This is a genomic window from Paenalcaligenes hominis (assembly GCF_041359055.1).
In the GTDB taxonomy this organism is placed as follows: domain Bacteria; phylum Pseudomonadota; class Gammaproteobacteria; order Burkholderiales; family Burkholderiaceae_B; genus Paenalcaligenes; species Paenalcaligenes hominis_A.
In genome coordinates, this window is the sequence record NZ_JBGJKZ010000004.1 from 172748 (window position 1) to 185948 (window position 13201).

At 46.3% G+C, this 13201-nt stretch carries 11 protein-coding genes and 1 tRNA gene; 4 read left to right on the forward strand and 8 right to left on the reverse strand.

All coding sequences use genetic code 11. The annotated features are described in order from the left end of the window. Window positions 1-3: 3 nt before the first annotated feature. Together ACBP46_RS10710 and mgtE are read right to left on the reverse strand one after the other, a co-directional pair. Entirely contained in the window at window positions 4-1050 is a 1047-nt protein-coding gene (locus ACBP46_RS10710) for a sensor histidine kinase (protein ID WP_371016733.1), read from the reverse strand. A 32-nt stretch (window positions 1051-1082) separates the two neighbouring features. Continuing rightward, a complete protein-coding gene (gene mgtE / locus ACBP46_RS10715) occupies window positions 1083-2123 on the reverse strand; it encodes a magnesium transporter (RefSeq protein WP_371016734.1) in 1041 nt (346 codons plus the stop codon). Between the two features lie 853 nt (window positions 2124-2976). Here mgtE and mutS point away from each other — a divergent pair. Beyond that, complete coding sequence (gene mutS, locus ACBP46_RS10720; RefSeq protein ID WP_371016735.1) at window positions 2977-5598, forward strand: DNA mismatch repair protein MutS; 2622 nt, start codon at window positions 2977-2979, stop codon at window positions 5596-5598. Here the strand turns inward: mutS and ACBP46_RS10725 are convergent. From ACBP46_RS10725 to ACBP46_RS10745, 5 genes are all read right to left on the reverse strand, one after another. Next, window positions 5595-5732 carry a hypothetical protein gene (locus ACBP46_RS10725; RefSeq protein ID WP_371016736.1) on the reverse strand — a complete coding sequence of 46 codons (138 nt, stop codon included), beginning with the start codon at window positions 5730-5732 and terminating at the stop codon, window positions 5595-5597. The two genes, mutS and ACBP46_RS10725, sit on opposite strands and share 4 nt — an antisense overlap. Window positions 5733-5844: 112 nt before the next feature. Next, on the reverse strand, window positions 5845-6981 hold the full coding sequence (gene bamC, locus ACBP46_RS10730; protein ID WP_371016737.1) for an outer membrane protein assembly factor BamC: 1137 nt from the start codon (window positions 6979-6981) through the stop codon (window positions 5845-5847). Beyond that, window positions 6978-7883 (reverse strand): 4-hydroxy-tetrahydrodipicolinate synthase, encoded by a 906-nt coding sequence (gene dapA / locus ACBP46_RS10735; protein ID WP_371016738.1) that lies wholly within the window; start codon window positions 7881-7883, stop codon window positions 6978-6980. The genes bamC and dapA overlap by 4 nt, the downstream gene beginning before the upstream one ends. Before the next feature lie 87 nt (window positions 7884-7970). Further along, on the reverse strand, window positions 7971-8621 hold the full coding sequence (locus tag ACBP46_RS10740) for a site-2 protease family protein (RefSeq protein WP_371016739.1): 651 nt from the start codon (window positions 8619-8621) through the stop codon (window positions 7971-7973). Between the two features lie 62 nt (window positions 8622-8683). Next, entirely contained in the window at window positions 8684-9310 is a 627-nt protein-coding gene (locus ACBP46_RS10745) for an L-threonylcarbamoyladenylate synthase (RefSeq protein WP_371016740.1), read from the reverse strand. A 198-nt stretch (window positions 9311-9508) separates the two neighbouring features. On the opposite strand from ACBP46_RS10745, the gene ACBP46_RS10750 reads away from it, so the two are divergent. The 3 genes from ACBP46_RS10750 (at window position 9509) to paaX (ending at window position 12437) form a co-directional block, all read left to right on the forward strand. Next, window positions 9509-9584, forward strand: a tRNA-His gene (locus ACBP46_RS10750). Between the two features lie 339 nt (window positions 9585-9923). Further along, a complete protein-coding gene (locus ACBP46_RS10755) occupies window positions 9924-11399 on the forward strand; it encodes a phospholipase D-like domain-containing protein (protein WP_371016794.1) in 1476 nt (491 codons plus the stop codon). A gap of 78 nt (window positions 11400-11477) precedes the next feature. Continuing rightward, a complete protein-coding gene (paaX, locus tag ACBP46_RS10760; RefSeq protein ID WP_371016741.1) occupies window positions 11478-12437 on the forward strand; it encodes a phenylacetic acid degradation operon negative regulatory protein PaaX in 960 nt (319 codons plus the stop codon). Window positions 12438-12497: 60 nt separating this feature from the next. On the opposite strand, the gene ACBP46_RS10765 is transcribed toward paaX, so the two are convergent. Beyond that, entirely contained in the window at window positions 12498-12881 is a 384-nt protein-coding gene (locus ACBP46_RS10765) for a hypothetical protein (RefSeq protein WP_371016742.1), read from the reverse strand. Window positions 12882-13201 lie beyond the last annotated feature (320 nt).

Below are 13201 nucleotides of genomic sequence, written 5' to 3' on the forward strand. Positions count from 1 at the left end.
CCTTCACCTTAATGATTCAGTACGCAGTTGGGGCACGGTAAAACACACGCACGCGCCACTATGATCAGGATCATGCACCCAAATAGTGCCCCCATTACTTTCTACAATAGATCGACTCATACTGAGCCCAACTCCTACCCCTTGATCCTTAGTGGTCCAAAATGCTTCAAAAATGGCTTCAGGCTGATCGATTCCTGGCCCCGTATCATAGATCTCTACTTGAATCGCATTTTTTTGTGCCCGTGTACGCAAAACTAGCTTTTTTATTGGACTGTCTTGCATCGCATCTAAAGCATTGACGATGAGATTAGCAATCACTTGCTGAATTTGTACACGATCGGCCCATACATCAGAATGCTGTGCATTAAAGTCATATTGCACTTCAACGCCTTGGTGTCTGAGCTCTGCTGCGGACAAAGCCACGATTTCCTCTAGAGCATGATGAATATCAAAACGCTGCTTATGCGCTGGCTCGGATTTAATAAGATTTTGCACCCGTTTAATGATGTTGCTAGCGCGTTCAGCACTATCAAGCAGGCGTTGTAACGCTTGCTGTGCCTTATCAACCTGAGGCGGGTGCTGTGCTAACCAGCGTTGGGACGCATGACCACTGGTTATTAAAGCGGCTAGCGGTTGGTTCACCTCGTGCGCAATCGAGGAGGTCAGGCCCTCTAAACTTTGTACACGCGCTAAACGCAAAAGCTGATTTTGGGCTTGAAGCGCGGCTTGGCGCGCTTTTTCTATTTGAATTATGAGGTAGCTGGTGATGGCAATGGTAGCCAAGCTAATGCTTAAATTAATGAGCCCCCCATGCAAATCACCATGAGGGGTCAACGCAAAGCTCAAGCTTGTCAAAACGATGCACACTGCCGCCAGACTAATAATGTGACGCTGGCTGGCCCCGTGTGAGGTTGTAATAATGACTAAAATATAAAACACCGCAACTGCTACCTCATAATCAGTCCGTGTATCAGCAATAAATAAGCCAGCTAAAACCACACACAAAATACCATAACGCACGACTGGAGGCAGGGTCTGCCAAACACGCATAGGGTTTCCTTTAAACGCATTTACCACCACTGTTAGGCCGGTATAACTAAAAACGCATCGGCAATACTAAAGTAAATTAGCACCCCTGCCGCATCACAAATAGACGTAATAAGAGGCGCACTGGCCGCTGCCGGATCTAAATTCAATCGATTAAATAGAAAAGGCAAAAGTAGACCAATTACACTACCGACCAAGACAATCAAAACCATTGTGGCTGCGACTACAGCGGCAATTTCTGGCCCACCACGCCACCAACCAATTGAAGCAACCGCAGCCGCCATGGTCAAGCCTAAAAGCAATGCAACAGTGCACTCTTTGCCTAACATTTGAAGCCAGTCGCGCCGTTTAACTTCGCCCGTTGCTAAGGCACGTACTACTAAGGTTGCGCTTTGAGAGCCAGCATTACCCCCACTGTCTACCAACAATGGCAGAAAAAAGACCAAAGCCACCATACTGGCAATCAGGTCTTCAAAATAAGCAATACCAGCCCCTGAAAACACATTACCAAAGACCAACAAAACCAACCACCCTACACGCATTTTATATAAACGTGAAATGGTCGAGTCCTTAATGGATCCCACTAGCTTACCCACCCCACCCAATTTGAGTTGATCTTCGGTGGACTCCTCCTCCGTTACATCTAAGGCCTCATCATAGGTTACGATACCAATCATACGTTGGTGGCGGTCTAACACCGGGACTGCCAATAAATCATAGGCTGAAATTAAACGGGCCGCCTCTGCTGCCTCATCAAAGACAGAACAACTTACGACTTGAGTCGTCATCAGATCTACAATTTGTGTGTCTGGTTGGGCCAAAATTAAATCCCGCAATGACACCGTACCTCGCAAGCCTCCACGTTCATCCAAAACATAAGCGAAATAAATAGTGTCTTTGACTGGGGCATCCAAGCGAATTTGATTCAACGCGTCTTTTACACTGATGTCTGCTTTTAAAGTCATAAAAGAGGCACTCATTACCGCACCTACACTTTGTGTAGGATACATTTGCTCATGCGTATGCTTGATATTGAGGTGTTGAGCGGAGCTTTGGAGTAGTTGTTGAGTTGTCATCGTATTATCTCCTAATCATTAAGTCATCATGCTGAGCAGGCAAATTAGCTAAAACCAAATACGGTTTAGATAGCACTATCGTTGGCACAAGCCTTTGACACCAATGCTTTGCATATGAAGCTTTGGTATAAAACCGCTGTGATCGTAAATATTTCTTCATGGATATCCTCTGTTTTCAGTCAAACAGACGCAACCTAGCCTAGGCCAAAGCAGCGCCTAAACACGCATTGGTTGAAGCAAAGCTAACAGCGCTAAGCTATGGCAACCTGGGTCGCAGTAAATACTCAGAGGATAAATAGAGGCATCGTGGCGCGCTGTAAAATACGCAAGCCAGAAAAGACAAGAAAACAAAAACCATAACACTCTCCATGGCGTTAAAACGCCTACCGAGCTTATGGTGTGGAACCAAAGGATTCGTCGACGTTAAATACGCTTGAGTACGCTGCTTGCCAGCGTCTTAATTTGAATAATTGTGGCCGTAGGCCAACTCGAATCCGGGTCCATAATTAACCTTATATAGATGGGTCTTAATAGCAAAACATCAGCTCGTGGCTCAAACAAAAGAGCTGCTGCTTAGACGTAGTATTATTGCATTGCGTTGGGTCTATGCCTAGTATCTCTTAGCGTGCTATTTCTATACTCAAGTATATTTTTGCGCGCTCTACAGCCCCAAAAATACGTAATTTGTCGCGCTTTTCATCAAATTCAATACCCTTAACGACTAGCGACTTAATCTATTAGTCCTCGTTAAGACCACGACTACCTAGTAGAAGAATTCAATCAATGGCTACAATAGAGCCTTGCAACTAACTGTACTTTCTAAGCCGCAGACGGCTCACAAGCAACGAGATCTATGACCCAAACTGATTACTCACACCACACCCCCATGATGCGCCAGTATTTACAGCTTAAAGCCCAAGCCAAGTCGTACTTACTGTTTTACCGAATGGGGGATTTTTACGAGTTATTTTATGAAGATGCAGAAAAAGGGGCTCGCTTGCTTAATCTCACCCTCACTAAGCGCGGCAGCTCTAATGGCGAACCCATCCCCATGGCAGGCGTTCCGTTTCATTCACTTGAAGGCTATTTAGCACGCTTAGTTGCTCTGGGGGAATCCATAGCTATTTGTGAACAAATCGGCGATCCTGCCACAAGCAAAGGGCCAGTAGAGCGTCAAATTGTGCGTATTGTTACGCCAGGGACATTAACGGACGATGCGCTGTTGCCTGCCAAGTCGGATCGCATCATCGCCGCTGTTTTACCTGACTCTGTCGACGCCCCCCAAACATTGGGGATCGCATGGATGAATCTAGCTAGTGGGCAATTTCAGGTGTATGAGTGTGAAAGTCGATTACTTGATACTCAGCTTAGTCGCTTACAACCTGCCGAGCTTTTGCATGCAGAACAACACACACTCTTTTATCCTGAGGCACAAAGCCAAGTAGCCTTGCCCAACTGGCATTTTGCTGCAGACAACGCGTTACAGGTGCTGCTTGAACATTTTAATGTGGACAGCATGGCAGGGTTTGGTCTGGATGAACTACCTTTAGCCACCTATGCGGCAGGCGCGTTATTACGTTACGTCAAACATACCCAAGCCCAGCAGTTAGCCCATATTCAAACGATTCATATAGAGCAATTGGGTGAGTTTGTAGTGCTTGATGGTGTAACTCGCAAAAACCTAGAACTAACCGAAACCATTAGCGGCGAAACCAAACCTACTTTATTTAGCACCATTGACCATTGTGCCACCCCAATGGGTGCGCGCTTATTGCGCCGTTGGTTACATCAGCCTTTACGTCACAACCCCACCATCCTACAGCGCCAACGCATCGTTACCCAATTTGTACAAAAAGAGCAGCACAATCCGCTTCATTCACCACTGCGTGCATTACAAAAAAACTTACAACGCTTTCCTGACCTAGAACGTATTGCTACCCGTATTGCATTAGGCACGGTGCGCCCCCGCGAGTTAGCTAGTTTACGCGATGCCTTGCAGCAGCTTCCTGCAGTACAAGCCACGCTTGTTGAAACAAACCAAGACAGCCACGCTCTAGATAATTGGCTTGAAACTATTCAACGTCTCTCGCCTGAGCTCTTAAACTTACTGCAGCAGGCGATTGCTAACGAGCCTGCTTTACTCATTCGCGACGGTGGAGTGATTAGTGATGGCTTTGATGCAGAGCTTGATGAGCTACGCTCTCTGGCTAATGACAGTGGTGATTTTTTACTTAAAATCGAAGCCCGCGAGCGTGAGCGCACAGGAATCAGCACATTAAAGGTGGAATACAACCGCGTCCATGGTTTTTTTATTGAAGTCAGCCGTGCTCAGGCCGATAAGGTACCCACAGAATACCGTCGTCGTCAAACATTAAAAAATGCAGAACGCTTTATTACACCCGAGCTCAAAGAGTGGGAAGACAAGGTGCTATCGGCTAAAGAGCGCAGTCTAAACCGTGAAAAAGTCCTGTTTGATTCGCTTTTAAGCAAATTAGCATTATATGCCGCCTCTCTTTCTGCCGTGGCTGCTGCGCTAGCTGAAATTGATACTTTAGCTAGTTTTGCGCGCCATGCTTTGGATAACCATTGGGTCGCACCCGTATTAAGCGAACAAGCCGAGATTCTAATTCGCTTAGGCCGCCATCCTGTGGTTGAGCACACCATAGAGCAATTCACGGCGAACAGTTGTGACCTAAGTGTGTCGCAACGTCTGTTGATGATTACTGGCCCCAATATGGGGGGTAAATCCACCTACATGCGTCAAACCGCACTGATTGCTTTGTTAGCCCGTACAGGCAGCTATGTACCAGCTGAAGCGGCTACGGTGGGGCCACTAGACAGAATATTTACTCGCATTGGTGCAGCGGACGATTTAGCAGGTGGTCGCTCTACATTTATGATGGAAATGACAGAAGCAGCTGCCATATTAGCCGGAGCTACAGCAAATAGCTTGGTGCTAATGGATGAAATCGGGCGCGGCACATCGACCTATGACGGATTATCTTTAGCTTGGGCCATAGCCTTACGTTTATTGCAACATAACCGCAGCCTGACACTGTTTGCCACACATTATTTTGAGCTAACCCGTTTAGCTGATGAGCAAACCGGAGCCATCAATGTGCATTTAGCTGCGGCCGAAACCAAAGACGGTATTGCATTTTTACATGAGGTACGCCCTGGGCCAGCGAGTCGTAGTTATGGAATTCAAGTGGCACAACGTGCCGGTATTCCGGCCTCTGTTATTCAAAACGCAACTGCAGAGCTGGCGCGTTTAGAACAATTGCATACCCCAGCGCCACAGTTGAATTTGTTTGCTTCGGGGGCTACTTCTGCACCAACCCTTAGTCCAGATCAAGAGTTAGCCCTTGACCTACAACAACAGCTTGAGCAGGCAAAACTGGATGAGCTTAGCCCACGCGCAGCATTAGATTTACTTTATCAATGGCAAACCACCTACCTGCCCCAGAAAAACTAAATCAACAATGCCGCCAAGGCCAAGGGCAAAACAAAGATAGCAGTGGCACTAAGCCCTATGTGCCACCAAGTCGGCTCAAAACGATAGGTTTTCTGTGGTGCTAGTGGAGATACAGTAAGACGATCTGATGACATGGTAGACTCCAAAATCACTAAATGAGAATCATTATTATTAACAACAATCCTTTGTTTGTCTACAAAAAAGGCCCTGCATAGTGCAGGGCCTTTTAGTATCAGTCACATAAAGCTACGGAGCCATATGGTTAGACAGTACATTAATTATACGTCCCGCTGTAGCGGTATTAAGCACTTGACCTTGTTCATCAACTACTTGAACCAGAGTACTGGATGCACCCTGAGCCTGTACGCGAATACGTAAGCGTTGTGCTTCAGCAGTATTACGAGCACGGAACAAACGGCCAATAATATTGGGCTGTTCGATTTTTTCACCGCTATCCGCATCTAAATAACGAATGTAGTATTCGCCCGCGCTACGATCACGATCCTCTACAGAGAACCCAGCTGAGTCAATGGCTACACCCACACGACGCCAAGCGCGATCAAAGCCTTCATTTAAGGTTAGCTGGCGGTTGTTAGATGTGTCTTGTACCTGAACCAATGGCTCGGTATCATTGGCTTCGGCTGCTTTGACCTGCGCCTGAGCTTGCTCAAGATCGGTGCCTAAATACACCATTAAGCGCGCAAGCATAACAGCATTTAGACCTTGGTCTTCTTTGCCATGCACCCATTTAAACGCAGCCCCGTCTGTGGTGGGGGTTTCATACATATGCTGATGGCTGATGTAGACCTCGGTTTTGTTATCAACACGCTCTAAACGGGTACGGAACCGCTCTCGCTCTCCGCTATCGAATACTTGGTCAATAACAGACCCCAATAAGGACCGAATCCAGCTATCGGGAATTTTTGAGCGGTTTTCAGCCCAATCTGTGGCAATCAAGCCAGCACGTGGATCGTCAGACTGAACAGTAAAACCTTGTTCATTCCAAAACTCGATAACGCGTGGGTAAATCACCTCGGCGGGCTGATCCACGACCAACCACCGTAACTCGCCATCGCGTTTAACCTGAATGCCATCAGCACTAGGTAAAACGTTCGAACCTTGAGTCGCTGTACTGGTTTCGGATTGTGCTTCGGCATACTGGCTATAGCTCATGGCACCACGCGCAGGAGCTTGGAAGCGAGCATCACGGTTAGCTTGGGTTAGATCAGGCGGGATGCTGAGAGGATCCCCTGAAACCGTACTTTTGTAATTAACACTTTCCTGCTTGCCAGTGAATTCATCTAAGGCGGAGCAACCGCTTAGAAGCACAAGGCTTAAACCTGTTACAGCAAACCAAGGAGTTGGTTTTGGGGTGATTTTCATGCGATTAACCCTGCTTTAATTAGTAATTCACGCAGCCCTGCATGATGCTGCGTTGCTAATGGTGTCATAGGTAAACGATAGCCTAATTGAATTAAGCCCATTTCTGCTAAAGCCCATTTAACAGGAATAGGATTGGCCTCGATGAACAACATTTTATTTAAATCAGCTAACTGACCATTGACTTGGCGTACTGTAGCCAAATCGCCGTCAAGCGCTGCCTGACATAACTGCTTCATCAGTCGAGGTGCCACGTTGGCGGTGACCGAAATATTACCTTTACCACCTAGTAATATTAGAGCAGCAGCAGTGGCATCATCGCCGCTTAACACAATAAATTCGTCTGGTTTATCGCGCAGCAGCTGCGCCAAGCGACCTATATCGCCCGTTGCGTCTTTTACCCCGATAATATTGGGGACTTGGGCTAAACGCAGCACCGTCTCGTTAGACATGTCTGCCACACTTCGACCTGGCACATTATAAAGAAAAGTAGGTAATTCGACAGTTTCAACAATTTTCTTGAAATGCTGGTAGAGGCCTTCTTGGGTGGGTTTGTTGTAATACGGTACAACGGATAAGCCCGCTTGTGCACCTACTTCGTGAGCATGTGTTGCTAACTCGATGGCCTCGGCCGTTGAGTTGCCACCCACCCCTGCAATAACAGGAATACGACCCGCTGCGTGTTCTACAGCAAGCTGAATAAGCTCGGCGTGCTCGGTCATATCAACTGTAGGGGATTCGCCTGTGGTACCCACTACCACAAGCGCATCTGTGCCCTCGGCCACATGCCAATCGATCAGTTTTCGGTAAGCGTCCAAATCCAGACTTCCGTCAGGAAGCATTGGCGTGACAAGGGCAACCATGCTGCCTTGAAAAATAGGGGTTGCAGTATCCGAACTAGCCATAATAGAAAAAGTCTCCTGGATAAGACGAGCTAAAGCCAAAAATAACAAACAAAGTATCTTCTAAGTTTACCGGATTCAAGCCAAAACTCATAAGAACAAACGAATAATGGTCTGCCCAAACGTCAAAAAAGGTTGCAAAATGACCCAGAGCACCCCAGTAAACATCAATACAATAAGTATCAACATACCGTATGGCTCAAGACGCGCATACTGGTTGGCATAGGTTTGAGGCAATAGGCTATACATAATACGCCCCCCGTCTAATGGCGGCAGAGGCACTAAATTTAACGCCATTAAAACCAAATTAACTTGAACGCCTGCAATAGCCATACGAGCCCAAAAATCGCTTGGGTCCATGCCAAACGAAACCTGCATGCGCAATGCAATTGCCCAGACTATACCCATCAATAAATTTGAAGCTGGCCCCGCTAACGCTACCCATAAAATATCTTTTTTAGGATTGCGTAGACGAGACCAATTGACAGGAACAGGCTTAGCCCAACCAAATAATAGCCCCGCTCCACCCAACAGCTTGGTTGAAATGAGTAAAAACAAAGGAACAACGATGGTTCCTATGGGGTCAATGTGACGCGTTGGGTTCAGACTAATACGCCCAGCCTCGTCAGCAGTCGGATCACCAAAATAACGGGCCACATAACCATGAGCAGCCTCGTGCAAAGTAATTCCGAATAAGACAGGTAGGGCATATACCGCAATTGTCTGTATTAAACTTTCCATAACGCGTCGATTTCCTATGATCCCTAGTCTATTGACCAGAGCTTAAATGAAGAGCTTGCAGTTTACTCTAAGCCAAGTTTTTGTGGGTCACCTAATCCACGACGCAACACTTCAGGTTGCCCACTACTTAAATCAATCACCGTCGTGAAGTCGGCAGGACATGGCCCCCCATCAATCACTGCCTCTAGATCGTATTTATAGCGCTCTACAATCTCTTCTGCCTCGTTAAGCGCCTCGGTTTCACCTTCAGGAATAAGCGTAGTAGAAAGTAATGGCGAGCCTACTTGCTCAATTAAACTTAATAACACGGTATTTTGAGGCACCCGAATCCCAATGGTTTTACGTGACGGATGGGATACACGACGAGGCACTTCTTTAGTGGCTTCTAAAATAAAGGTCCACGGCCCAGGAGTTGCAAGTTTAAGCAAGCGATATTGACTATTATCCACACGCGCAAACGTACTGATTTCCGCCAAATCGCGGCACAGCAACGTTAAGTTGTGTCTTTCATCCAAACCACGCAAACGACGTAAGGCTTCAGCAGCCGAGCGATCATCTAATCGGGCCACTACCGCATAACTTGAGTCAGTAGGCACAGCCACTAAACCTCCTTTGGCTAATAAATCAGCAGCTTGTGCTAATAGTCGTGGCTGTGGATTCTGCGGATGTACTTCAAAAAGTTGAGCCATAGTCTTTCCTCATTTTGATCCAATAAAAATGACGTACTGCTGATAGATCCTTGTCTCTTAGGGCTGTAATAATGACTACGAGACAGCACCTATCAATCATAAGCTTAGCAAAATTCAAAATGGGTGTACTTTTTTATTTTTTATGTTATAGTTATATTTCTTTGCAGCAAGCGCCTTATAGCGCGGCTACAAATGATGGTGACCGTAGCTCAGTTGGTAGAGTCCCGGATTGTGATTCCGGTTGTCGCGGGTTCGAGCCCCGTCGGTCACCCCAGATTCAAAGCCCGTATAATTTATTATGCGGGCTTTTTTCATTTCTGCGTCATTTACACGTATAGTAGTGGCTGTTTGCCCCTCTAACTCTACACAATGACTACAACTTGCTCCTTTCCCCCTCATTGGGACCAGGCTCCGGCTCACTTTAATTGGTGCGCCCAAGATGAAAATGGTGACTGGTATTGGTACAGCGTGTGCCCAGAGCCCAGTATTGGCGGTGGTGTTTGGCGTTCAAATTCAAGGCATCAACAATTTGCTTGCCATGGCAGCCCCAATCCAAACTGGCTCAACTCATTACGCACTCGCCCTTAACCCACATAAGGAATTCTTACTTTACATGGCTCCTTTATCACAACAGATCTACGGCATTTGGGTTGAGTATTGGCCTCATATCACCTTAGTCCTCAGTTTGGTAATTAGCATCCCTACCGCCATTCATGCTGCTATGAATAAGACCGAAGTACGCGCTGCCATTGGCTGGGTTGGGGTTATTCTATTGTCTCCTTATGCAGGGTCTATTTTGTACCTGATTGCCGGCATCAATCGTGTACGCCAAACTCAGCTTACTAGCCTACGTGATAGCCATATTAAAGAATACATTCGCTATAACGCATCCCCTATTACCGAGCTTAGTGATGAATTCGGTCCCCAGTTTCAATCTCTTAAAACCTTAGGCGATGATATTAGCCGCTTTCAATTACGTGGCGGCAATCATGTACAACTTTTAAAAGGCGGTGACCAAACCTACCCCGCCATGCTTGAGGCCATCAATACCGCCACGCATTCTATTGCTCTTCAAAGCTATATTTTTGATAACGACCGTCTTGGCACGCAGTTTGTGGAGGCCTTAGAGCAAGCTCAACAACGCGGCGTACAAATTCGCGTCTTAATTGATGCCATTGGGGTGCAATACTCCCGTCACCCCATTCACCGCGTTTTACGTAAAAAAAGCATCCCATGTGCTTTATTTATGTCTATTCCACTGTTGCCTCTGAGTTTTTTAAAACGCCCTTACGCCAATCTACGTAGTCACCGTAAAGTATTAATTGTGGATGGCCTTGTGGCTTTTACTGGCGGCATGAATATTCGTGAGGGTTTTTATAGTGAATACACGCCCGAGCCAGCGTTAGACACCCACTTCAAATTACAAGGACCTATCGCGGCCCAACTCATTTCTGCCTTTGTTCATGACTGGGAGTTCACCACCAAAGAAGAACTCAACTACGAGTTCTGGCGTCAAGACTCATGTGATGCCCCCCTGCCCCATGTGCCTGCACGCTGCATACGCTCTGGGCCTGACAGCTTTATTGCCAGCACCCATTCCATGCTATTAGGCGCTTTCGCTATTGCCCAACAACATATTCGCATTCAATCCCCGTATTTTCTGCCTGACCAGGTTTTACTTGGTGCTATTAACACTGCGGCAAGACGTGGTGTACGCGTTGATATTGTGATTCCAAAAAAGAACAACTTGCAATTAGTAAGCCGCGCTATGTTGGCTCAAATTGACCAAGTTATCTCTGCCGGAGCCCATGTTTGGTTAGCAACTGGAAGCTTTAATCACTCTAAGCTCTTAACCATTGACGGCCAATGGAGTTATGTAGGTTCGTCTAACCTAGACCCGCGTAGTTTACGACTTAACTTTGAGTTAGATGTTGAAATTTACTGTCTAGATACGGCACAAAAAATTCAAGATGCTATTGATCTTGAAATTCAACACGCCGATGCTTTAACCCTCAAGCAATTAAAGCAAATACCATTTAAACAGCGCCTTTTGAATCGTCTTATTTGGTTAGCTAGCCCCTATCTCTAGGTGAAAACGATACATCTTTACCTAGCCCAAGCAAAATTGTGTAGTATATGGGCAAATAACAATGACGAGAAGTAAACCATGTCTGATTGCTTTTTAAAATCGTGGAGTGAGACTTACCTAGCCGAGCACCCACCTCGCACCAAATCTTTAGTAATGACTCTTTTTGGGGATGTGATTCGCCCCCATGGGGGAGCCCTATGGTTAGGCAGCCTAATCCGTCTTTTAGCACCCTTTGGTATTAACGACCGCCTAGTCCGCACCAGTGTTTATCGTCTTGCGGAAGAGGGATGGCTTAGCGCTCAACGCGAGGGTCGGCGTAGCATGTACACACTGCGCCCCCAAGCCTCACAACGCTTTCAAAAAGCACATCAGCGTATCTACACCCCCAGCGATCTCACTTGGGATGGCGCATGGACTCAAGTTTTTTTTCTTTCTGCTAGCATTAGCACCAAACAACGGGCTGATTTACGTAAAGCCTTGCTTTGGGAAGGCTTCGGTGCCTTGTCACCGTTTGCGTTTATACACCCCAGCCCCGACCTAAATGCCTTAAATGCGCTTATCGAAGAAAGCCACTGCACGCAATCCGTTTATGTAGTGCAACAAAAAAACACTGAGCTAAGCAATAGCAAAACACTAGCCAGTCTCATTGCAGAGTGCTGGCAGCTCGACGAGGTCAGTCAACGGTATTCTCGCTTTATCGAACGTTTTGCTCCTGTGCTCGCTCATTTACGCACTCAGCCTATGCTTTCTGCTGAGCTGGCTTTTGTAATGCGCACGTTATTAATTCATGAATACCGACGCGCACAACTGCACGATCCTCAGCTACCTTTAGAACTACTACCCAAAAGCTGGAGCGGAAAAAAAGCGTATGAAATTTGCCATCAAGTGTATCAACACCTGTTGGCTGGGTCTCAGGCACATATATTAGCTACGTTGCGTACTGAGGATGAAAATGCCCCAGAAGCTGACCGTTATTTTTATGAACGCTTTGGCGGGCTAGAAAAAACAACAAAAAACGGCTTAAAAAAGGCGTCTTAGATCTGACGGTATTCACACTAAAACCTATAAGCCCTTAGCTCCCCATATCAGACCTATCCCTTAGTCATCATCGTATGGCAACGTGTCGGGGTCAACGTCTACATAATCAGGAGCTAAGGGTGAATCTAGCTGAACAGCATAAATACTCTCTTGATTTAGTAATGCGGCCTTAATCACCCTATGCATTCCATCAATCAAGCGCCCCTCAGAACACAAGATGATGGGATAACTCAAACTGGCCTCATTAACTAGCCTCATGTGATGAATGAAATCACGACCTGTGACCAAGGCCCCTTTTTCAAACCAATACGCCTCATCCAGTTCTTTTATTGCTGCTATGGCTACCTTTCTAGGCTTCTTACCCTCTAGACTTTTAATGATTTTATTCACATCCCAAATATAGAGATGCCCATCAATTTTCCTAAAATGGTATTGCTGTCGCATATTTTTCCTAAATCTAACCAACTTCCATACGTCGACTATTTACCCACACTAGGGACCGACTTATCAAAGCCTTACGCAACTGTTACAGCAACCTCAGATTTTATCAAACCCATCTTTGCTATAGCCTTGCGGTAATCTTGAAGCAACCCTCCCCAATATCAGGCTCTATGGGAGTACATCCCTACAAAGAACTGCAGACATGATTACGGCACATCTACATACCCCTGATTACAGATACTAACAGTTACATAAGGTTGTTTTGGCATTACGGTTTGAGTGCTATTTCTCGCACCTAAAAGTATATTGGGGGGATGTATTAA